General features: G+C 48.1%; 21 protein-coding genes and 1 other RNA gene. 21 read left to right on the top strand and 1 reads right to left on the bottom strand.

Features of this window, described 5'->3' with window-relative positions; genetic code table 11:
- The 3 genes from GXO76_15450 to guaB all read left to right on the top strand — a co-directional run.
- The coding region (locus GXO76_15450) for an ATP-dependent helicase DinG (protein NOY79247.1) at positions 1-543 on the top strand (543 nt) is incomplete at its 5' end.
- Positions 544-705: 162 nt separating this feature from the next.
- Positions 706-2232 carry a histidine ammonia-lyase gene (gene hutH / locus GXO76_15445; GenBank protein NOY79246.1) on the top strand — a complete coding sequence of 509 codons (1527 nt, stop codon included), beginning with the start codon at positions 706-708 and terminating at the stop codon, positions 2230-2232.
- A 55-nt stretch (positions 2233-2287) separates the two neighbouring features.
- The gene (gene guaB / locus GXO76_15440; protein NOY79245.1) at positions 2288-3748 is read left to right on the top strand and encodes an IMP dehydrogenase; all 1461 of its coding nucleotides are present in this window, start codon (positions 2288-2290) and stop codon (positions 3746-3748) included.
- 211 nt (positions 3749-3959) lie between these two features.
- Here guaB and rpsT read toward each other — a convergent pair whose 3' ends face one another.
- Positions 3960-4214 carry a 30S ribosomal protein S20 gene (gene rpsT / locus GXO76_15435; GenBank protein ID NOY79244.1) on the bottom strand — a complete coding sequence of 85 codons (255 nt, stop codon included), beginning with the start codon at positions 4212-4214 and terminating at the stop codon, positions 3960-3962.
- Between the two features lie 348 nt (positions 4215-4562).
- Between rpsT and GXO76_15430 the strand changes: the two genes are divergently transcribed.
- The 18 genes from GXO76_15430 to GXO76_15345 form a co-directional block, all read left to right on the top strand.
- The gene (locus GXO76_15430; protein ID NOY79243.1) at positions 4563-5183 is read left to right on the top strand and encodes a hypothetical protein; all 621 of its coding nucleotides are present in this window, start codon (positions 4563-4565) and stop codon (positions 5181-5183) included.
- Positions 5184-5362: 179 nt separating this feature from the next.
- On the top strand, positions 5363-5788 hold the full coding sequence (locus tag GXO76_15425; GenBank protein ID NOY79242.1) for a sporulation protein: 426 nt from the start codon (positions 5363-5365) through the stop codon (positions 5786-5788).
- Between the two features lie 73 nt (positions 5789-5861).
- Entirely contained in the window at positions 5862-6026 is a 165-nt protein-coding gene (locus GXO76_15420) for a hypothetical protein (protein ID NOY79241.1), read from the top strand.
- 167 nt (positions 6027-6193) lie between these two features.
- The gene (gatB, locus tag GXO76_15415) at positions 6194-7639 is read left to right on the top strand and encodes an Asp-tRNA(Asn)/Glu-tRNA(Gln) amidotransferase subunit GatB (protein ID NOY79240.1); all 1446 of its coding nucleotides are present in this window, start codon (positions 6194-6196) and stop codon (positions 7637-7639) included.
- A gap of 9 nt (positions 7640-7648) precedes the next feature.
- Positions 7649-8413: an ABC transporter ATP-binding protein gene (locus tag GXO76_15410; protein NOY79239.1), complete on the top strand. Its 765-nt coding sequence runs from the start codon at positions 7649-7651 to the stop codon at positions 8411-8413.
- Between the two features lie 13 nt (positions 8414-8426).
- Complete coding sequence (locus GXO76_15405) at positions 8427-10079, top strand: hypothetical protein (protein NOY79238.1); 1653 nt, start codon at positions 8427-8429, stop codon at positions 10077-10079.
- A gap of 221 nt (positions 10080-10300) precedes the next feature.
- On the top strand, positions 10301-11470 hold the full coding sequence (locus GXO76_15400) for a pyridoxal phosphate-dependent aminotransferase (protein ID NOY79237.1): 1170 nt from the start codon (positions 10301-10303) through the stop codon (positions 11468-11470).
- Positions 11471-11526: 56 nt separating this feature from the next.
- On the top strand, positions 11527-12843 hold the full coding sequence (dgt, locus tag GXO76_15395; GenBank protein NOY79236.1) for a dNTP triphosphohydrolase: 1317 nt from the start codon (positions 11527-11529) through the stop codon (positions 12841-12843).
- Between the two features lie 379 nt (positions 12844-13222).
- Entirely contained in the window at positions 13223-13954 is a 732-nt protein-coding gene (locus GXO76_15390; GenBank protein ID NOY79235.1) for a hypothetical protein, read from the top strand.
- A gap of 376 nt (positions 13955-14330) precedes the next feature.
- Positions 14331-14744 (top strand): ribonuclease HI family protein, encoded by a 414-nt coding sequence (locus GXO76_15385; protein NOY79234.1) that lies wholly within the window; start codon positions 14331-14333, stop codon positions 14742-14744.
- Between the two features lie 101 nt (positions 14745-14845).
- Positions 14846-15274, top strand: an RNA gene (gene rnpB, locus GXO76_15380) — RNase P RNA component class A.
- Between the two features lie 115 nt (positions 15275-15389).
- On the top strand, positions 15390-17087 hold the full coding sequence (gene recJ / locus GXO76_15375; GenBank protein NOY79233.1) for a single-stranded-DNA-specific exonuclease RecJ: 1698 nt from the start codon (positions 15390-15392) through the stop codon (positions 17085-17087).
- Positions 17088-17363: 276 nt separating this feature from the next.
- A complete protein-coding gene (locus tag GXO76_15370; protein ID NOY79232.1) occupies positions 17364-18989 on the top strand; it encodes an acyl-CoA carboxylase subunit beta in 1626 nt (541 codons plus the stop codon).
- A 352-nt stretch (positions 18990-19341) separates the two neighbouring features.
- Positions 19342-20388 carry a hydroxymethylglutaryl-CoA synthase gene (locus GXO76_15365; GenBank protein NOY79231.1) on the top strand — a complete coding sequence of 349 codons (1047 nt, stop codon included), beginning with the start codon at positions 19342-19344 and terminating at the stop codon, positions 20386-20388.
- A gap of 112 nt (positions 20389-20500) precedes the next feature.
- Complete coding sequence (locus tag GXO76_15360) at positions 20501-21649, top strand: thiolase domain-containing protein (GenBank protein NOY79230.1); 1149 nt, start codon at positions 20501-20503, stop codon at positions 21647-21649.
- Complete coding sequence (locus tag GXO76_15355; GenBank protein ID NOY79229.1) at positions 21649-22047, top strand: Zn-ribbon domain-containing OB-fold protein; 399 nt, start codon at positions 21649-21651, stop codon at positions 22045-22047. Before GXO76_15360 ends, GXO76_15355 begins: the two co-directional genes overlap by 1 nt.
- Positions 22047-22844 carry an enoyl-CoA hydratase gene (locus GXO76_15350; GenBank protein ID NOY79228.1) on the top strand — a complete coding sequence of 266 codons (798 nt, stop codon included), beginning with the start codon at positions 22047-22049 and terminating at the stop codon, positions 22842-22844. Before GXO76_15355 ends, GXO76_15350 begins: the two co-directional genes overlap by 1 nt.
- A 445-nt stretch (positions 22845-23289) precedes the next feature.
- The coding region (locus GXO76_15345) for a transposase (protein ID NOY79227.1) at positions 23290-23595 on the top strand (306 nt) is incomplete at its 3' end.

The raw sequence follows: 23595 nt of genomic DNA, 5'->3' as shown, positions 1-23595 counted from the left end.
TCAGAGACAAAACGCGGCACATTAATTCTGTTTACATCGTACGATATGCTGCAACGGGTTTACCGGCATATTAAACCCAGGCTTGAAGGCGAAGGAATTCTGACGCTGGCTCAGGGAATCGACGGATCAAGAAATTCCCTGGTTCGGCTCTTTCAGGAAGAAGGGACGGCTGTGCTGCTGGGCACCAACAGTTTTTGGGAAGGCGTGGATATTCCCGGCGAAGCACTGGAATTGCTGGTCGTAACCAAATTGCCCTTCGAAGTGCCTGCCGAACCGATTTTTCAGGCCTGGATGGAGGAAATTGAAAAAAGGGGTGGAAATTCATTTTTTCAGATGTCCGTCCCGATGGCGGTATTGAAATTCCGGCAGGGGTTTGGGCGGCTCATCCGAACCGGCAGTGACCGCGGAATGGTGTTGATTCTGGACAACCGCGTGCTGCGCTTCCAGTACGGGCAGATTTTTCTGGATTCTCTGCCTCTTCAACCCCGAATTTTTGAAAGCGAGCAGGACCTTCTTCACGAAACAAGAAGATGGTTTGAATAAGAAGTGGATATTTGATTTTGAATTTTGGTTCCCGGTTATCCGATACATCCGCCTGTTCCTCGGCAGGCTCGGGATCCGGGCAGACACTCGACGACCGGAGCACGTTTCCCGGGATGAAGGCTATTTACCAAGCGTTCCTGACTGCAAACAGAAAGGTTTCGTATGAAAAAACTCATCATAGAAGGCGGGAATCTGACTCCCGAAGACGTCTGGCAGGTGGCGTTTGAAAATCGACCGGTGGTGCTTTCCGAAGGGGCCATCCAAAACATCCAGCGGGCGCGGGATGTGATTGAGAAGGCGATCGCCGAGAAACGCACGATTTACGGGGTCAATACGGGTTTTGGAAAACTGAGCGACGTCCACATCTCCGATGATAAAATCGTGGATTTGCAGATCAATCTGCTTAAAAGCCACTCCGCCGGAGTGGGCGAACCGATTCCCGAAGCCTTTGTCCGGGCAATTATGCTGATCAAGGTGAATAGCCTGGCCAGAGGTTTTTCGGGTGTCCGGGTCAAATTGGTGCAACTTTTGGTAGATATGCTGAACCGCGGCGTGCACCCCATCGTACCCGAAAAAGGGTCGGTGGGCGCTTCCGGGGATCTGGCCCCGCTGGCTCACCTTTCAACGGTTCTCATCGGCAGGGGGGAAGCTCTTTATCAGGGAAAGCGCCTTCCCGGTACGGAGGCTTTGGCTGCAGCGGGGCTCACGCCCATTCAGCTGGAGGCCAAGGAGGGGATTTCGCTTATCAACGGCACCCAGTTCATGTCGGCTTTGGGAACGATGGCGTTGCTTCGGGCCGAAAACCTGGCCCGCCATGCCGACCTCATCGGAGCCATGAGCGCCGAAGCGCTACTGGGGTCGGATATTCCATTCGATCCCAGAATTCAGGAGGTACGCGGTTTTCAGGGGCAGAAAGATGCCGCATGGAATCTGACGGCCTTTATGGAGGGTAGCGACATACGCGAATCGCACCGGGGTTGTTCCCGTGTTCAGGATGCCTACAGCCTCCGGTGTATGCCGCAGGTGCATGGAGCCGCCCGTGAAGCCCTGGCCTACGTGCGGCGGGTGATTACCACGGAAATTAACGCTGTTACGGACAATCCCCTGGTTTTTCCTGAAAATGGTGATGTGCTTTCCGGAGGCAATTTCCACGGCGAGCCCATTGCCATAGCGCTTGACACCCTTGCCATTGCCGTCTCCGAACTGGCCAATATTTCCGAACGGCGAATCGCCGCACTCATGGATTCGAACATCAGCGAATTGCCCCCGTTTCTGGCACATATCCCCGGATTGCATTCGGGTTTTATGATTGCCCAGGTGACGGCGGCGGCGCTGGTTTCGGAAAATAAAGTGCTGGCACACCCCTCTTCAGTGGATTCAATTCCGACATCTGCCAATCAGGAAGACCTGGTGAGCATGGGTGCCGCAGCGGCCCGGAAGGCCCTGGCCATCGTTGAGAACTCGGAAAATGTTCTGGCCATCGAGGCCCTCTGCGCCGCACAGGGCATTGACTTGCGGCGTCCGCTGAAGGCGGGCAAAGGTTCCACGCTTGCCTTTCAGGCGCTGCGAGAAGAAATTCCTCGACTGCGGGAAGATCGTGAACTTTGGGCCGATATTAAAACGGCTGCGGAATTGATTGCTTCTCAAAAAATCATTCGGTTTGTGGAAAAAGAGATTCGGGTTAAATGAGGATTGTTGAAAAATATCATAACATTTTGGCACGATCAAAAAATAGGAGTTATTTATGGCGTTTGAAAAAGTTTGGAAAGAGGGCTTAACCTTTGACGATGTGCTTCTTGTGCCTGCAAAATCGGTTGTTTTGCCCAGAGAGGTGTCCATCGGCACGCATCTGACGCGTAACATCCGCCTGAACATTCCACTGGTCAGCGCGGCTATGGACACGGTAACGGAGGCCCGCCTGGCGATTGCTCTGGCGCGCGAAGGCGGTATCGGCATTATTCACAAAAATATGCCTATTGAACAACAGGCCGGGGAAGTGGATAAAGTAAAACGCTCCGAAAGCGGCATGATCGTTGATCCGATTACCCTGCCGCCGGAAGCCACTTTGCAGGATGCCCTGGATGTGATGGAACGCTATCGAATATCAGGAATTCCAATTGTGAAAAACAATAAACTGGTGGGCATCCTGACCAATCGCGATCTGCGGTTTATCACTCACACCGGCCGCAAAATTGCCGAAGTGATGACCAAAGATCACCTAATTACGGCACCGGAGGGGATTTCATTTGAAGAGGCGGAAAAGCTGCTGCAGGAATATCGAATTGAGAAGCTGTTGATTGTGGATGACAAGAATCACCTGAAGGGGCTCATCACGGTTAAAGACATTCAAAAGAAGAAGGATTTCCCCAACGCCTGCAAAGATAATCTGGGACGGCTGCGCGTGGGGGCCGCCGTCGGGGTTTCTGCCGATGTGTTTGATCGGGCGGAGGCCCTTGTAAAAGCGGGCGTGGATGTGATTGTGGTGGACACGGCTCATGGGCATTCTCAGGGTGTTTTGCAAACGGTAAAAGAGCTGCGAAAGCGGTTGTCCAATGTGGACCTAATTGCGGGAAATGTGGCGACCGCCGAAGGAACGGAAGATCTAATCAAAGCGGGGGTGGACGCCGTCAAAGTGGGCATTGGTCCCGGTTCCATTTGTACTACTCGCGTGATCGCCGGTGTGGGTGTGCCGCAGATTACGGCGATCATCGATGCGGCTGCCGCTGCAAAAAAATATGACATTCCCATTATTGCAGACGGTGGAATCAAGTATTCCGGAGATATCGCAAAAGCAATTGCCGCCGGAGCCGACGCGGTTATGATCGGCAATCTTTTCGCCGGAATGGATGAAAGTCCGGGTGAAACCATTTTGTACGAAGGGCGCAGCTACAAGGTGTACCGCGCGATGGGATCGTTGGCCGCGATGAAGGAAGGCAGTGCCGACCGGTATTTTCAGGAATCGGAAGCAAAAAAATTAGTGCCGGAAGGGATTGAAGGACGGGTGCCCTACAAAGGCAAACTGGGGGATGCGGTGTTTCAAATGATGGGCGGACTGCGCGCGTCCATGGGCTACTGCGGAGCCAGAACCATTCCGGAAATGAAATCCAAGACCCGCTTTATTCGGATTACATCTGCCGGTCTTCGTGAAAGTCACCCCCATGATGTGATCATCACCAAAGAAGCGCCTAACTACCAGGTCGGATAATCCCGGAACGGATGGCGCCACATCGAATTTACGCAGCAGGATATTTGAACGGCAAAAATTGTTCGGCCTGTGAAAACGACCTGATGGGGAATAGAAATAAAAAAAGCGCTCATCTGAGAGATGAGCGCCTAAAAAAGAAACCGGGATCACTGACGTTGCCGGAATTAGGGGGAGTTACCGGCCAAGGCAGATCACCCGGTTTCAAAAAAACTTAGTGCCAGTTATTAACGAAGCGGGTAAGTTTGGCTTTTTTATGGGCAGCATTATTCTTATGAATGATGCCTTTGACGGCCAAACGATCCAACATGGAAATAGCCTGATTTAAATTGGCTTGAGCCACTTCCTTCGATTCGGCCAGACGAACTTTTTTAATCGCTGTCTTTAGTGTCGACCGATAAAATTTATTTCGCAAACGCGCTTTTTCGTTTGTTCGAATTCTCTTGATTGCTGATTTATGATGCGCCATTTACACTCCTTATTTTGACGACTTTAAATATAAAAAAAATTTTCCCATTTGTCAACAAAAAATTTTATTTTTTGCAGAAATAAATCATTGCCACTCATTTTCAGGCGAAAAATCGGGCCAATAACTTGCGCAGACAGTGGGTTTTCCTCCGCTTTCGCCGACAGCGAGGCGACATGGAAACTCGAAATGATTCCCATTATGTTCTCCTGAAAAGGCTTTTGGCCCCACACCAAATCTTTGATTTTGAAACAAAATATCTGGCATTTTTAGCTCAAATCACGTATATTTTTTTATGTTACGCAATCTGTCCAAATGCAGTCATCAGATAATTTTCGGTTGTCGTTTCCTATGAACACGCTAATAGGATTATTCATTGGTATTTTTGCCGGCATTTTTCTTTTTTTGATTGCATTATTTTTTTCACGCACAAAAATTTCAGGAGAAGCGTCCCGTACAGAGTCCAAACTAAATGCACGAGTTCTGATTAAATTTTTGCGGAATCTTTTAAGCGTCCGTTTTGATTTTTTCGATAACCGAAAACAGATCGGATTCTTCCTGGGTTCCTGGAAGATTTACCAGAAAGATTTGACACCCAAGACGCCGGGAAAAGCAAAAACCAAAACCCGCCCTCCCAAAAAGAAGAAGCGCTCTTTACAATCCAGATTGCTTGTTCTCAAGAAAAATTGGCAACCGGGGAGGCGGACCCTGAAAAAACTTCTGGTTCAATTCAAATTTTCCAATCTGGAAGGGGTTGTGCACGTGGGACTCGGATCGCCTTTTACAACAGGACTATTTTATGGGTACTGGCTGGCTGTGCGGGAGGTGATTCCCCTCTCTTCATTGACAATTTATCCTGAGTTCCTGAACAAGGAAATTTCAGGATGGATTACGACAGATGTTCAGTTTCGGCTGATCGGTCTGGTTAAAACAGCCGTGCCGTTTTGGCTGAAAATTAGAAAAATCAAATAGAAAACGCCTGAATGCGATTGCTGAAATTCCAAAATAGTTCTGTGTAATGTATTTAAAAAATGGATGCATTGGCCCTTTTGCAAGAGTCCGTTTTAATATGATCAGATTAAGTTTCCTGATTCTGTGTTTTTCGCAGAAGCAGGGAGAAAGATTCGCATCACTAAAAAGTGAGGACCCCCATGCAGCTTGAATCAATCCTGAAAAATGTGCTTGCCGAATTGCGCGAAATGGTACAAACAGAAACGGTGGTCGGAAAACCCATTCATGCAGGGGATTCCGTTGTGGTTCCCGTTTCAAAAGTATCCCTCGGGTTTGGCGGCGGCGGCGGAACCCGCGCGGAAAAGAATAAAGAGGATAAAAATGATGGAACGGCTCTGGGCGGAGGTGCAAGTATTGAACCGGTTGCCTTTATTGTGATTACGAATGGAAAAGCCCAACTTCTTTCCCTAACGGCCAAAGAAGAAAATTTCAATTGGGGAAAAGTCGTAGATCTCATTCCGGATTTGCTTACCCAGGTAAAGGACATCACTCAGAAAAAGGGTAAAAAGAACACGGGAAAAGAAAAAAAAGATAAAGAATCGGGGTCTGTGGACGAGGATAAATGAGACATGGATTTGGATACAATGAGAAAATAGGATCCGCACGATGTCAAAAAAACCGAGGAAATCCCAACTCGACTTGTTTAATAAAAAACCGGCTGTTTCAACGGAAGAGCGATTGAAAGAGCTGGAAGTTGAGATTAAAAAAGCTCTCGATGCCGGAAAACTTAAAGAAGCAGAAGGCCTCATCGAAGAACAGCGGGCCCTTTTGGAAAGTTTAATGGCGTCTGATGACGAATCGTGAGTTTTAGGTTGATATTCAGCGAATTATTTTTTATTTTTTAACTTATTTTAACGAGGGATAAAAATCGGTAAAAAATGGTGGATAAATCCATTTTTTATGGATCAGGAAGGTAGCATTTTTGGGAAATCTATCTCTTGGCATCTCAAAACTCGGGAGTTTAATTGGCAATGGAATATGAAGTCGTCATTGGTCTGGAAGTTCATGCACAGCTTTCAACGGAATCCAAAATCTTCTGTTCTTGCAGTACGGAATTTGGGGCCCCGCCGAACACGCATGTGTGTCCCGTTTGCATGGGGATGCCGGGTGTATTGCCCGTATTGAATGAAAAAGCCGTTGATTATGCCATTCGAATGGGACTGGCTACCCATTGTACCATTGCCGAGCATTCTATTTTTGCCCGGAAAAATTATTTCTATCCCGATTTACCCAAAGGCTACCAAATTTCCCAATTTGAGGAACCCCTGTGTGAACACGGATATGTGGAGATTGAATCGGACGGGCAACGAAAACGCATCGGAATTACGCGCATTCACATGGAAGAAGACGCAGGAAAATCGGTTCATGCAGAGGAATTCGTAAGCAAAAATGAAACCCTGGTGGATCTGAATCGCTGCGGAGTTCCCTTGATTGAGATTGTCAGTGAACCGGATATGCGTTCCCCCCGGGAGGCCTACCTGTATCTGGCCACGCTCAAGCAAATTCTGGAATATCTGGAGATCTCCGACTGCAATATGGAAGAGGGAAGTTTGCGCTGTGATGCAAACGTCTCGCTTCGGCCGGTGGGAGCGAAGGAATTTGGAGTGAAAACAGAAGTAAAAAATATGAATTCCTTCCACGGAGTTGAAAAGGCACTGGAATACGAGATTGAGCGCCAGAGAAAAATCCTCTTGAAAGGCGGAAAAATCAGTCAGCAGACCATGCTCTGGAATGCAAAAGAAGGCAAAATTATTCCCATGCGCTCCAAAGAGGAAGCCAACGATTACCGGTATTTCCCCGAGCCGGATCTGGTGCCTCTGGATGTGGATCCTGCGTGGGTAAACCGGATTGCTCAAGAGCTGCCGGAGCTGCCCTATCAAAAGAAACAACGTTTTGTCAAGGACTATGCCCTTCCGGATTATGATGCGACCGTTTTAACGACTTCAAAGTACCTGGCTGATTTTTACGAAGAGGCCATGAAACGTTATGAAGATGCCAAGAAGTTGAGTAACTGGATGATGGGCGAAGTCCTGCGATTTTTGGGCGAGCGAAAACTGGACATACAGGATTCCCGGATTTCTCCGAACAATCTGGTTGAACTTTTAAAATTGATTGATGACGGTACGATTAATGCCAATACGGCAAAGGCTATTTTTAATGAGATTGCAGAAACCGGGAAGTCTCCGCGTAAAATTGTAGAAGCCAGAGGTCTGGCGCAGGTGAGTGATTCTTCTGAGCTGGAAACAGTTGTAGTTGAAGTGATCGAATCCCATCCTGCGGAACTGGAAAAATATCTTGCCGGGAAAGAAAGCCTGATCGGTTTTTTTATGGGGCAGGTGATGAAAGCCACACGGGGAAAAGCCAACCCGAAACTGGTAAACGACCTTTTGCGAAAGAAATTGGCTGAAAAAAAGTAGCGGTTAAGGATGATTGAACTAAAGGAACTGACACGCAAATTCGGACATTTTACGGCTGTTGATCATGTGTCGTTCACGGTGCCTTCGGGCCAGGTCTGTGGATATTTGGGGCCAAACGGAGCAGGAAAAACCACGACCATAAAAATGCTCACCGGTCTGATTCGACCAACTTTCGGATCGGCCTCTATCGAGGGATTCGATATTCTTGAGAATCCCATCGAGGTCAAAAGGCGCATCGGTTACGTTCCGGAATCCGGGGCGTTGTACGAAAAACTGACTCCACTGGAATATCTGCAATTAATCGGGCGTTTGTACCATCTGGAAGAAGATCCGTTAAAACGCCGGATTGGAGAATTTCTCCAACTTTTCCAATTGGAAAGACACAAAAATCAACGAATGGACACCTTTTCAAAGGGGATGAAGCAAAAAATTGTCATTGCCTCTGCTTTATTGCACAATCCCAGTGTCATCTTTTTTGATGAACCACTCAACGGTCTGGATGCAAACTCGGCACTTCTGGTAAAAGAACTCATTCGAAAGCTGGCCGATCAGGGCAAAACCATCTTTTACAGCTCACATATTCTTGAAGTGGTTGAGAAAATTTGCGATCGGGTGATTATTATCGATCACGGGAGAATTGTGGCGGACGGAAGCATCCATGATTTGCAGGAAATGACACGGGAAACATCATTAGAGGAAATATTTAGTCAGGTAACGCATTCGGAAGATATGGGAGAAATTGCCGAAGCGTTTTCAAAAATAATCGGGTCGTAGCGGAATAGAGTCAATGATCCAACGCATTCTTCAAAAATATATGATCGATCCGTTACAGGTGAAGGCGCTTTTTATTGCAAGCCTGAAATTGGATTTTCGAAAAAGTACCCTTGGAAGAGGATTATCTTCGGGCCGGTCATCGAAAAAATCGACCTTTTTGTACACCATTCTTTCCTACTTTTTTATCAGCATTATGATGGCTGTGGGGATTTTCAAAGTCACGGATGTCGCGTCCTATTCATTCCTGATCCTTACCATCTCAATGGTTATGCTGGCGATGGCGATTATTATTGAATTTCATGAAATCATTATTAATCCGCTGGACGCCGATATTCTGGGGCATCGCCCGATTACATCCCGCACATTTTTTGTGGCCCGGCTGGCCAACCTTTTTTTCTACATCACCATTATGGGGGCCTCCCTTACGCTCTTGCCGGCTGTGCTGGGCGTCTGGGTGAAGGGGAGTCATTGGACGTTTGCTCCGCTTTTTCTGGCTGTCAGCTGGATGGCCAATTTAAGTACAGCCGCCTATATGATTCTATTTTATACCTTGCTGGTAAAATGGGTCAATTACGATCGCCTGAAGGACATTCTTGCGTATGTCCAAATGGCACTGACATTTATCCTGGTGATTGGATACCAGTTTATCCCGCGGATGAGTGAACATATCCAACCCGGGCATATCGCTTTTCAATTCAAAAATATCTGGAATTTCCTGGTTCCCCCTGCCTGGTTTGCCGGATTGACGGCAGGTTTTTATTCCGGATTTGATTCCCACATGGTGTTTTTGTCACTTTTGGCCATTGGAAGTACAGCCATCCTTTTAACCCTTGCGTTTCGAAATATCTCGCTGGAGTACGCCAGCTATCTGCAGAAAATATCTTCACAAACGGAACGATTTGAAAAAGAGCACCCCCGGCGAAAACTTGCCGGACGATCCCAATGGAGGCGCTGGTTTCGTTGGGTTCGTTCGGGTGAAGAAGAATTTGGGTTTGAATTGACGGCAACCTATCTTAAGCGCGATCGTACCCTTCGAACACGTCTTTTCCCGTCCTTTGGAATTCCCCTGGCCATGCTGGCATTTTTCCTTTTTGAAGGGTCTCTTTCGGACCCGTTTAAGGGGGTAAACGGTTTTGAAACCATTTTCCCTCTCATTTTTTTGGTTTATGTGGTTTTCTTTTTCTATGAAATTATCTCTACCTCCGAAAATTGGCAGGGAGCGTGGATTTTCTGGGTGGCCCCTATCGAAAAGCCATCCGCCCTGTTTTGGGGCGGGGCAAAATTATTCCTGATCCGGTATATCATTCCCTTCTTCACGTTTGTTTTTCTCATTTTGATGACACAAATACCCCCGTGGCACGCCTTTCTGGTAACCCTTTTAAATGGGATTATTGCTCTGGTTTATTTTATGTTTTTGGCACTCTTCAATACGAAATATCCGCTTTCTCAGCCGTTTGAACGGGGGCAGTCGAATATGCGGTTTTTAATGACCGTGCTGTTTATCCCCGTTTTCGTGGTTGGGGGAGGGGTCGAATATCTGGCTTTTCGATTTTCCCAGTATTTTCTTCCGTTATTACTTGTTCTTTTGGTGATTTTGGTCATTTTATGGAAATGGGCGGATTATTTGATGGATCAGCGCCTGAGGAAGTTGGAGTTTTCCGGGTGAGTCTTTTGGGCGAAAAGGTGCGGTTTTCGAACCGGCACAAAAATGGGTCGTCGCCCGAAACAACAGGTTCTTTTTTTTTCACCCCAATAAATTGGGGGGATGGTATGAGGCGGTTTTGGAGAATGTGCTGTTCTTTCGGACTCTATTTTTGTTGTACAATCACCCTAATTCATTAGGGTGAAAATGAGAAGTATGGTTTTTAACAACGGATAAAAATAATTATGACGCTAAACCGACCCTTTCAGCTGCCCGATCGTTTGAGGGAGTTCACCTCCTTTTTGGTGATGGATGTTCTGGAACGCGCCAATGAGCTGGAGCGCGAGGGGCATTCCATTATTCACTTGGAAATTGGCGAACCCGATTTCCCGACGCCCCGAAAAATACTGGAAGCGGGCCAAAAAGCCCTTTCGGAAGGGGCAACGCACTATACCCACAGCATGGGCATTTACCCCCTGCGGGAGGCCATTTCCGACTGGTACCGAAAAAAATACCATGTAACCGTCGATCCCAATCAGGTCGTGGTGACTATGGGTACCTCCCCGGGCCTGTTGTTGATTTTGTCCGTTCTTCTGAATCCGGGTGACGAAATTATTTTGACCAACCCGGGATATGCGTGTTACGCCAATTTTATTCGCTATTTGGAAGGCGTTCCCGTTTTTGTTGATGTGGCAGAAGAAAATGGGTTTCAGTACCGTACCGCAGATATTCGGCAAAAACTTTCGGAGCGAACCCGGGCTATTCTGATCAATTCCCCGTCGAATCCTACCGGACATTTACTGCCGCCTGAAGAGATGGTGGAAATCTCCCGGCTGAATGTGCCCATTATTTCTGACGAGATCTACCACGGTCTGGTTTACGAAGGGCAGGAACATTCCTTCCTGGAGCTTTCTCCTGATGCCTTTGTCCTGAACGGTTTCTCAAAGCTGTTTGCCATGACCGGCTGGCGGCTGGGTTATGTCATTGTCCCTGAGGCGTATGTTCGTCCCATTCAGAAACTGCAGCAGAATTTTTTCATTTCCGCCAATGCCGCGTCACAAATCGCCGGAATAACGGCCCTGACCGAGTCTCATCCGGAATTGGAAGACATGAAGCGGCAGTACAATGAACGGCGGACATACCTGATTGAGAGGCTGCGGGCAATGGGTTTCGGCATTGCAGTGGAACCCACCGGAGCATTTTACGTGTTTGCGAATGCAAAGAAATTTACCCGGGATTCCCTGAAATTTTCGTATGATCTTCTGGAAAATGCCCACGTGGCTGTAGCTCCGGGAATTGATTTTGGCAGTAACGGTGAGGGATTTATGCGTTTTTCCTACGCCAATTCTTTGGAAGCTATCGAAGAAGGAATGGATCGGCTGGAGCACTATTTAGGACGAAGAAACCAAGGGTAGTCACAGCGTGTCTTAAAGAATGCCCGATCCGTTTCGAAAGATAAGTCAGGATGCCTATGCAAAAAGAACCGCTTGAACAGATGTCGCTGTTTTCCTCCGAGGAAAACAATGTGCTTAAATTGCGAAGGCGTGAAGATTTTGAAGAGGAAGAGGAGCGGAGTCTTGCCCCGTATGCGTCCCGGAGCGCCGAGAAAAACGCCACGCGGTTGTACATTGAGGAGGAACATCCCTACCGGACCAATTTCCAGCGTGACCGGGATCGAATTATTCACTCCCGTTCCTTTCGGAGGCTGAAACACAAACGTCAGGTGTTTATGGTGACCACCGGCGACCACTATCGCACACGTCTCACCCACACCCTGGAGGTTTCCCAGATTTCCCGAACGATGGGCAGATCGCTTGGCCTGAATGAAGACCTGATCGAAGCCATTGCCCTTGGCCACGATATTGGCCACACTCCCTTTGGACATATCGGAGAAGTGGTGCTCCACAAGATTCTACGGGGCGCAGATACTCTCGACGGGTTTCTTGAAGGGGCGGACCTGGGCGGGTTTAAACACAACTACCAGAGCGTCCGGGTGGTGGATGAGCTGGAGAAAAAATATGCATTTGAAGGTCTTAATCTGACAGGCGCGGTGCGGGAGGGAATTTTAAAACACACCCGGCTCAATCGGCATCAGATCAGTTATCCCGATTGGAATGGCGAGCATCTTTTTATGGACAGCGAATCGTCTGTGACGCTGGAGGGACAGGTGGTGGCGATTGCCGACGAAATCGCCCAACGCACCCACGATCTGGAAGATGGCATTCGGGCGGGTCATGTGTCAATTGGGGATATCCGAAATATCACCCTGATCCAGTGGGTGGAAGAAGAAGCCGGTTTGATGCCGGATGAAAATGAATTTTTGTACATGAACAGCCTGATTCGGGAGCTGATTAACCGGTTGGTTTCGGATGTTCTAAAAGAGACCCTGCACCGTTTGGAAGGCTTCTATCACAAGCACCATCGCTGGAATTTTTTCAATGAGCCCATTGTGGCTTTCTCAGAAACGATGGATCCTTTGCAAAAGGAGCTGGATCAATTTATCAGCCAGAAAATTATTCATCGCCCGGGAATTTACTGGGCCGACAATCTGGCCACCCTTGTTATTCGGCAACTCTTCCGTGCTTATATTCAAACACCGGCAGAAATGCACAGTTATCCAACCACCCGCTATTTTCAATCCAAAAACGGGAAATCAGGATACATTATCGATAAATGGCATCCGGAGGCCATTCAGGAAAAGTCGGAATTTATTCGTCTGGTTGCCGACTATATTGCCGGAATGACGGACAGCTATGCCATGAAAGAATACGAACGGTTGATTGCGTAGGCAATTTGCCATTTTCAAGGAATAATGGAAGTCCTGTCCGACGGACTAAATTTACTTGATTTTATATTTTCATTTTTTTATATTTAAAATGATTTTTTGGTAACAAAGGCTTTCTTAAATGGACCGTATTTTAATAAATGAATCTCAGACACCCCGACCATTAAAAGAAAACGCAGGCGCCGGAAACAAAATGGTGGGCATTGCAATGGGGCGGTGGTTTGCCGTTTTATGAAGAAAGGGAAGAGAAAGTGGTTTTTGCTTCAATTGATCAACAGATCGTTCTTGTGTGCAAAACTACAAATTCCGCCGGATAAATTATCAAGTGCACTTTCATTCAAAGTGCACTTTTTTTATATCTGAAAATTAAAGGAGAAATGAGTTGCCCTACAGATTGAAAATCTTGATTGAGCTCCAAAGAATTGATTCGCGTTTGAAGAAATTGGATGCCCTGTACGGAGATTTGCCTGTTCAATTGGAGAATTTAAAATCGGATTTGACCGGCAAGCAATCGCTGTTGGAAGAAAAACGGGTCCAGCTTGAGGAAACCTCCATAAGAAAGCATCAGGCCGAATTGGACATAAAATCGTGGAAGGGAAAAGAGCAGAAGTACCATGATCAGCTGTTCAAGGTAACGTCTAACCGGGAGTATGATGCGATTCAGGCCGAAATTGAGGCGGCAAAAGAGGCGATTGACCAACAGGAAACAGCCTTTTTGGAAGCCTCTGAAATGGAAGAGGTCTTGGCTTCTGAAATTAAGGCCCTGGAAGAAGAAATTGCAGAGATGATAAAGGATTCCGGGGAGCTGCAAAAGGTCCTTCAGGAGAAGATGGACGTAACGAAAAAAGAAGTTTCTGATCTTCAAAAACGCCGTGAAGAGCTGGTGCACGATCTGGATGTTCCCATTTATCGAACTTACGAACGTATCAGAAAGGGGAAGGCGGATGGGATGGCTGTTGTGCCGGTGTCGGATAATGCCTGCGGCGGATGCCGATTGTCTATCCCCCCGCAAAAAATTCTGGAAATTCGGCGAATGAATAAGCTGATCTTTTGTGAAGGGTGCGGACGCATTCTGGTATGGGAAAATGATGAAGAAGACGTGGAAAAAGAGTAATTATTTAACTAGAAAGCTTTGAAAAATCGGATTTTAGTATTTATCTTTTTTTCAACCCACCCCCTCGCTCCCCCTCCCTTATTTAAGGGAGGGGGAAGGGGGGAGGGTCAATAACAGAAAAATAGTAGGTAAAAACATATTTTTCAATTGATTGTAAAGTGACCCTGTGTTAATGGCAAATTAATTTTTATCACAAATTATGGATCTTGTTTTGTTACAAGCCATTGCCTGTGTCAGAAATCTTGATTTTTTCAAAGTTTTTTAACTATTTGAATAAAACAGTTGACAAAACCATCCTTGCATTTGACGGACCCGATATGAAAAGTGCCGTACTAAGGGTGCTTGCGAGGTAGGGAACAAGGAACTTTTTAACGAAATGAGCTTAAAATTAACGGCTATTGTTGATGGAGCTTCAAGGGGGAATCCTGGAGACGCAGCCATTGGAATTCTGGTCCGCGATGAAGAGGGAAAAGAGATCAAACGAATAGCCCGGGTCATTGGAAAAGCCACAAATAATGTCGCCGAATATACAGCCTTTATTACGTGTTTGGAAGAATTAAAGGGCTATGATGTCTCTGAATTAACGGTTTTTACAGACAGCCAGCTCTTGGCGCGGCAATTGTCGGGACTCTACAAAGTGCGCGACCCGAAACTGAAAGAGTTGTTTCAGAAAGCGCAGATTTTGATTGAGAGCGTTCAATTTCCTGTTAACATTGTTAATGTTCCCCGAACCCAAACGAAGGAAGCGGATCAGTTGGCTAACCAGGCGCTGAACCTGGCAGGTAAATAAACCCGATTCTTTAAACAATCAATTAGGCTTTGCGGTGGATAAAACCTTCGCAAGGGGTGTTCATTCATAACAGTATTCAGTTCGGTGTTAGTTTCTCGTCTGAAGCAGATCAGGTGATCGCCCGGAATCTTGAATTTCGGGAGGAAAGTCCGAACTCCAGAGGGCAGGACGGCCGCTAACGGCGGCCCGCCGTAAGGCGGGGAAAGTGCCACAGAAAAAACACAGCCAATCCGCCTTACCCCGATTGTTCGGGATGAGGGACATGGAGGCAACGGTGAAAAGGTGGGTCCGTTTTAGCGGAGTAATGTAAGAGCCCACCGGTTTTCGGGAAACCGAAAAGCCTGGTAAACCCCGTCCGGAGCAAGACCAAGTAGGAGGGGACGTCCGCTATCGGCGGAAAAGGAAGCGGCCCGCTTCCGGTAACCCTTGGGTAGGTCGCGTGAACCCTGTGGCAACACGGGGTCCAGATAAATGATCGCCGCTCCGAAATTTTCGGAGCACAGAATTCGGCTTATCGATCGGCTTCAGACGAGAAAGTTTATTTGATGCCGGATTTGGAGATCCATTCAAACAGAGAGCAATACTTTTTATTCAATGAGTCGTCGCATGGGGATAAATGCCATGAAAAGAGAAAGATGGTAACGGATGAATCCACAGTGGGTTTTGGCTGGCGCGCCCGATCCTAAAAGATCCGAGCAGTTCGCCAGAGAGATAAATGTTCCTTACATTCTGTCACAAATTCTTATTCGCAGAGGGGTTGATACATTCGAGAAAGCGAAAGAGTTCTTTCGGCCCAGTATTGAATATCTTCACGACCCCTTTTTATTTCAGGATATGGAAAAAGCTGTGGATCGGGTGGCGCGTGCTGTACAGACAAACGAACAGATCCTGATTTACGGCGATTATGATGTCGATGGGGCGACCTCGGTTTCCCTGCTTTACCGCTTTTTCAAATCAATTGGACTGAATCCATTCACCTATATTCCTGACCGCATGACAGAAGGCTACGGGCTTTCGGAAAATGGCATCCGGGAAGCGGCTCAAAGAGGAGCCTCGCTCGTAATTACCGTGGATTGCGGTATTACCGGTGCAAAAGAGGTGGCTCTGGCTCGTCAGCTGGGACTGGATGTGATTATTACAGATCATCACGAACCCGGTGCCGAATTGCCCGACGCCCTGGCGATTATCAATCCCAAACGGCAGGATTGCACCTATCCCTTTAATTCCTTGGCAGGTGTGGGCGTGGCCTTTAAATTTGCACAGGCGGTGGCCCGTAAGTTGGGATTGCCCGAAGAATTGGCTTTCGATCACCTGGATCTGGTCGCCATTGGCAGCGCCGCTGATATTGTTCCGCTTTCGGGCGAGAATCGCATTCTGGTGCGGGAGGGAATGAATCTCATTAATGCGAAGCCCAAAGCAGGTATTCGGGCGCTGATGGAAAGCTCCGGCCTGTTTGGAAAAGAAATCAATTCGGGGCAAGTGGTGTTTATTCTGGCGCCGCGGATAAATGCCGTCGGCCGATTGGGAAAGGCCGATCGGGCGGTGCATCTTCTCACAACCGATTCCCTCTCTCAGGCACGAAATGTGGCCAAAATATTAGAGGCGGAAAATCGCAATCGCCGCAATATTGATGAAGAAACCTTTCGCCAGGCGCAGGAAGTGATTGAAAAAGAATTTGATCCGGACCGCGATTGGACCATTGTTTTGGGCCGGGAAAATTGGCATCCGGGTGTGATTGGAATTGTAGCCTCCCGAATTGTGGAAAAATATTTTCGGCCCACGGTGATGATCGCTCTGGAGGATGGGGTCGGAAAGGGATCCGCCCGCAGCGTGCCCGGATTTGATATTTATCAGGCGCTAAAAGCCTGCAAGTCGGATGTGTTGGAATTCGGTGGGCACAAATATGCGGCCGGACTCTCCATTGAAGCAAAGAATATTGAATCCTTTCGAAATAATTTGAACCAAATTGCCCACGATACCATGACGGAAGATCACCTGATCCCAAAAATCTTTATTGATGGCGAAATTCGTTTCAAAGATATTGACGCCCGATTTTTTCGATTGCTCAAACTGTTTGGCCCCTTTGGACCTTCGAATATGCGTCCGGTGTTCTTGAGTAAAAATGTGCAAGTGGTTGGAAATCCCCAAATTGTAGGCAGTAATCATCTTAAATTCAAGGTTCGCCAAAATGGTACGTTGATTGATGCCATCGGGTTTAATCTGGGTGAATTATTTTATCGTGTCTCACCGGGAGAGCGAAATATCGACATGGTATACGTGATTGAAGAAAATGATTTCAGGGGGCAGAAAACCCTTCAATTGCGGGTGAAGGATTTGAGATAACCCAAAAAACCGTAAAAGGGTTTGGTGGTTCTTTGTATTTCTCAATGCAACCCAAAAAAGAATGAGCCGCAAATGCGCGAATTTCATTCTTTGTTCAAATATAATGCGTGAATCCGCGGCGTCAATATTTTTTAATTGTGGCTTGCCACACTATGAATTAATGCATTTTTGTTCTTCAAAAATTGGCCGGATCACGTGCAAAATTTTGTTATTTAACAATATGAAAGTGGTTATTCTATGAAAAGGATTGTTTCCCAACTGAACACCCGATCAGAGATGTTTCGAAAGAACCACAACCACATGCTCACGCTGTTAATGGACCTGCGCACCCGAGCAACGGAGTTTACCCAGCCCAATCCAAAAGCCTTAGAAAAACTTCACAAACGAAAAAAATATTCTGCCCGCGAGAGAATTCAAAAAGTCATCGACCCCGGTACTGAAATTCTGGAAATCGGCCGTTTCGCCGCCTACAACATGTACCAGGATGTTCCGGGAGGGTACCCCTACGCCGGAAGTGTCATTGCAATTGCGACGATCTCCGGGAAAAAGGCGGTCATCATGGCCAACGAACCGTTGGTGAAATCGGGCTCGTGGGTGGGACTGTCCTGCAAAAAAAATCTTCGCGCACAGGAGATTTCCATGGAAAATCACCTGCCTATTGTGTACATGGTCGATTCGGCAGGGGTGTTTTTGGAGCGGCAATGGGAGGTTTTCCCCGATAAAGAGCACTTTGGCCGCATTTTTCGAAACAATGCCAAAATGGCGGCCATGGGAATCCCGCAAATCTCCTGTGTCTTTGGCTGGTGTGTGGCGGGAGGTGCCTATCTGCCGGGGATGAGCAGTTCGCTGGCGATGGTGAAAAATAATGCCAGCATGTTTTTGGCGGGCCCTTTTTTGGTGAAATCCGCTTTGGGGCAGGACGTGGATCTGGACACGCTTGGCGGCGCATATATGCACAATGCCGTCAGCGGCGTAGCAGATTATTTGCTGGAAGATGAAGAAGAGGCATTCCAGTGGATACGCGATCAGATGGCTCAGATCGGTGAGAAACCGCGGGCAAATTTCGACCGGATTACTCCGGAAGAGCCTGCCTACGATCCGGAAGAAATTCTGGGCATTTTACCGGCGGAACCCACCCAGACCTACGATGTCCGGGAGATCATTGCCCGAATTGTGGATGGCAGCCGTTTTGAGGAATTTAAACCGCTCTGGGGGCAAACCATTGTCACGGGTTTTGCCCGCATTGGCGGCTACGCGGTTGGGATTGTGGCGAATCAGGGAAAACCGGTCAAAAAGGAGATGCCGCCCGATCCCTATGGTCGTCCGCAGCCGCCGCAAATTCAAATGGGCAATGTGATTTACAGCGATTCGGCGAATAAGGCGTCCCATTTTATTATGATGTGCAACGAGCGGCGAATTCCCCTGATTTTTATGCACGATGTGACCGGCTTTATGGTGGGACGCCAGGCGGAAAATGAGGGAATTATTCAGGACGGCGCCCAGTTCGTGAATGTGCAGGCCAATTCGGTGGTGCCCAAATTCTCGGTCGTTATCCGGAATAGCTACGGTGCCGGGAATTACGCCATGTGCGGAAAGGCCTACGATCCGCGCCTGATTGTTGCCTGGCCCACCGCGCGGATTGCCGTCATGGAAGGCGGCATTGCGGCCAACACCATTCTCCTGACCAAAAAGAATCTTTCGGATGAGGAAAAGGCTGCTCTGAAAAAGGACATCATGAAACGCTACGAGGAAGAAACCTCCCCCTATTTTTCCGCAGCGCGGCTCGTGGTGGACGATATTATCGATCCCCGCGATACGCGAAAGCTCTTGATTCAGGGACTCGAAATGGCGGACCACAATCCGATCATCCCGGAGTTTAAAAACGGGGTGATGAGAATGTAAAAACAGGTTCTCGGTGGGTCGGTTACCGGGTTACAGGACGGTTTTTTCAGAAATACAAAGGCAAAATTGGGGATTGTACAAACACCAATGTCACAGCTCTTGCGGAGGTTTCAAATCTTTCACAAGATTGGATACCAGATAGGGATTTACCAATGGATGCACGAAAACTCAGAAAAAGCAAATGTCAGAAATTTGCCGGCTTTTGCCGGATTTTCGGCTTTACATAGCGGGAAATTATAAATGGAGGCGATCGCCGCCGGGATTCTGAAGTTCGCCTGTGTCTTTGGGGCAAGGCGGTGAATCGTTTTTGTAACTCGATCGAAAACAAAATCCAATAACTCAGGAGGATTCTATGATCGGAATTGTCGGATATGGATCCTATGTGCCGTGCTACCGCATTACCGTGGATGAAATCGCCAAACAGTGGGGGAAAAACGGCGATGAGATCAAAAAAGGCATTCTCGTTTACGAAAAATCTGTTCCGGGAATGGATGAGGATGCCATTACCATTGCCGTGGCTGCGGCAAAAAATGCGTTAAAACGGGCACAAATCGATCCTCAAAAAATTGGGGCGGTTTACATCGGCTCGGAATCCCACCCCTACGCGGTGAAACCCAGTGGGACGGTCTTAATAGACGCCCTGGGGATCGGACCGGAAGTCCACGTGGCAGATTATGAATTTGCCTGCAAAGCGGGTTCAGAGGCCATGTACGTGGCTTACAGCCACATCAAATCGGGAGAAATGGACTACGCAATGGGCATTGGTGCTGATACCTCTCAGGGTGCACCCAACGATGCCCTTGAATTTACGGCTTCAGCCGGCGGGTCTGCTTTTATCATGGGAAAAGAAAAGGTGCTGGCTGAAATTTTGGCCACGTATTCCTACACATCGGACACGGCTGATTTCTGGCGGAGGGAAGGCCGAATGTATCCCATGCACGGCAGCCGCTTCACGGGTGATCCGGCCTATTTTAAACATGTGTTAGGTGCCGCCGAGGGTATTCTCAAAAAAACAGGAATGAAGCCGTCGGATTTTAAATACGCTGTTTTTCACATGCCCAACGGGAAGTTCCCGCTCAAAGCCGGAAAAACACTTGGATTTACGAAAGAGCAGATGGAGCCGGGCTGGGTCGTGCCGTGGATCGGGAACACGTATTCCGGATCCTCCATTACGGGGTTGTCGGCCACGTTGGACGTTGCGGCTCCCGGCGATAAAATCCTGATGGTTTCCTTCGGATCGGGTGCGGGCAGCGATGCCTTCATTTTTCAGATGACGGAAGAAATCGAAGGGGCACGCCACCGGGCACCGACTTTTAAAGAGATCACCACAAGAAAGAAGATTTATTTAACCTATGGCGAATACGTCCGATATCGGGGCAAAATTCAGTTAAATGACTGATCTGCTTGTGAAATTTGTCCTCGAATCACGAATGCTCCCATTCTTCTGCGCATTTGGGCAGAAGCCGGGACATAGAATTCAAAATGGAATTGAAAATAGAGAGGAGTGACTTATGCGAGACGTGGCCATAATCGGGGTCGGAATGACCCGCTTTGGCGAGCTCTGGAATCAATCGCTAAGGGATATTTTTGTTGAAGCGGCTCTGAAGGCGATTGACGATGCCGGCGTGGATCACATCGATTCCATGTACATCGGCAGTATGTCCCCCGGATTGTATGTGGGACAGGAGCACATTGGTTCCCTGTTGGCCGATTATCTGGGCGTGGCACCTATTCCCTCTTCCCGGGTGGAATCGGCCTGTGCCTCCGGAAGTGTGGCCTTACGGCAGGCAATTTTTGAAGTGGCCTCGGGCTACAGCGATATTGTGCTTGCTGGCGGCGTTGAAAAAATGAACGATGGAGAAGATACGACGTACATCCTTGCGACAGCGGCCGATCAGGAATACGAAGCCTATTTTGGGGTTACCTTCCCCGGGTTGTATGCCATGATTGCCCGGGCACACATGCACCGGTACGGTACCACAAGCGAGCAGCTGGCGGCCGTCGCCGTAAAAAATCACGCAAACGGCTACCTGAACCCGAATGCCCAATTTCAGATGAAAATCACAAAAGACACCGTTCTGAATTCCACAATGGTTGCGGATCCCCTGCACCTGTTTGATTGTTCCCCCGTCACGGACGGAGGAGCGGCGGCGATTGTGGTTCCTCTGGAAATGGCCAAAGCGTTTAAGGGGCAGCCGGTCAAAATCCGGGCAACAGCCCAGGCATCAGACACCATTGCCCTGCACAATCGATCCGATTTAACGACGATTCCTTCTATCGGAGTGGCCGCCGAAAAGGCGTACAAGATGGCGGGACTCACACCGGATAAAATTGATCTGGCGGAGGTGCACGATTGCTTCACCATTGCAGAAATTTGTGCATACGAAGAGCTGGGATTTGTGGAAAAGGGTAAGGGCGGTGAGGCCGCCGAGAATGGAATCACGGCTCTGGATGGAAAAATCCCTGTGAATACCAGCGGAGGGTTGAAATCCAAAGGACATCCGGTGGGTGCCACGGGAATTGCACAGATCGCTGAAGTGGTCACCCAGCTTCGGGGGACGGCAGGCGATCGACAGGTTAAAAATGCCCGAATCGGACTGACCCAGAACATGGGAGGTTCCGGAGGAAGTTGCACGATTCATATTTTGGAGGCCATGTGATGAAAAGTATTGTTCCACGATATACGCGAGAGATTCCTCAACGCGCCCGGTTAGAGGGTGCCAAATGCACGAAGTGCGGCCACATTGAATTTCCGCCGCGGCGGGTTTGCTCGACATGTGGCAATCGGGAATTTGAACCGGTTTCGCTTCAGAAAACCGGAACACTTTTGACGTACACCATCATTTACACACCCTCGGAGAGTTTCGCCATGCAGGCACCCTTTGCTCTGGGAATAGTTGAACTGGATGATGGTGTCCGGCTGACCACACAGATTGTGGATACGCCTTTTGACGAATTGGAGATCGGAAAGCGGGTGGAAATTATTTTCCGGCGCATTCAAAAGGAAGGGCATGCCGGTATTCTGCAATATGGGTACAAGGCGGTGTTGTTGAACTGATGGATGCCGGTGTGTTGTTTGAGTGGATCTCCTGTTCACTCAACGATGGAATTGCGGTTCTTTCTTTGAATCGGCCCCCGGTCAATGCACTGAACCGGGTGATGGTGGGTGAAATCTCACGCTGGCTGAATCGTGCGGCCGAGCAGGTGGAGGCACGAGAGCTTCGCGTGGTGGTGCTGCGTGCCGAAGGCAAGCACTTTTGTGCCGGGGCCGATTTAAAAGAACGCCGCAATATCCCCGAAGAAGAGGTCGAAACCATTGTTTCGTCCATTCGGGAGACCTTTCAAAAATTGGCCGAACTTCCGGTACCCGTCATTGCGGCCATTCATGGGGCGGCTTTGGGCGGGGGACTGGAGCTGGCTTTGGCAGCCGATTTTCGGATTCTCTCCGAGGGGGCCCGCGTGGGACTTCCGGAAACCAGCCTGGCGATTATCCCCGGTGCCGGGGGGACGCAGCGCCTGGGACGGCTAATCGGCTACAGCAATGCCCTTTATTGGATTGCCACGGCCCGGGTCTTTTCGGCAAAGGAGGCCCAAAAATGGGGGGTGGCTAATCTTGTGGTGCCCAAAAACGATCTGCTCCCCACGGCCATGAATCTGGCGGCGGAAATAGCCAAAAATGGACCCGTGGCGGTTCGGGCGGCAAAAAAAGCCCTCCAAAAAGGCCTTGAAGTTCCATTGAAAGAGGCGCTTGAAATCGAGCGGAAATATTACGCAGAAACTATTTTCACACAGGATCGACTGGAGGGAATCCGGGCCTTTTTAGAGAAACGCCCCCCGCGATACGAGGGAAAATAGGGTGAAAAAATTGGGGCAAGTCAAGAATGAAGTGAAATAGTTCCGATGAAATAAAACAGGCCAATCGAGATGGACTCATTTTCTTGGGATTTTTGTGCAAGAAAAAAAGGTTCCTTTGACTTGCCACGAGCTTCAGCTCGTGGATAGAAGGAAATAAAGGGGGTTGGGGTTTCAACCCAAAGAATTTGGAGATTAAAACGATCGTTATTGGGCTAAAGCCCGGGATTTTCATGTAAAATCCAAGAACCCCGATTTAAAAATCGGGGCAAGTCAAATGTGAACGGAGTGGTTTCTAAAAGGCAGAGAAGGTTGATTTTAAATGGTGGTTATTGAAGATTTTATTAGAGTAGGTGCAAAACAATTTTAACTTGCCACGAGCTTCAGCTCGTGGGCCTGCGAAAGCAAAACAAATTGGGCTTCAGCCCAAAAAGTGGGGAGACCTATGATGCCATATATTCGAATTTGGATTCATCTTATCTGGGCGACGAAAGACAGAGGGAAACTTATTTCACGACAGTTGAATCCCAAATTAATCAGTCATATTCGAGAAAATGCAATAGACAAAAATATCCATATTGATTTTTTAAATTGTGTTGAAAATCATTGTCATGCACTTATTTCTCTGGGAAGTTCTCAGTCGATTCAAGAAATAGCTCGATTAATGAAAGGAGAATCTTCTCATTGGGTTAATCAAAAGAAATTGTCAGGGGTGAAATTTGAATGGCAGGATGAGTACATTGCTGTTTCAATT

The organism is Calditrichota bacterium, assembly GCA_013151735.1.
GTDB lineage: Bacteria > Zhuqueibacterota > JdFR-76 > JdFR-76 > BMS3Abin05 > BMS3Abin05.
This window is presented reverse-complemented; position numbering and strand designations above follow the sequence as displayed.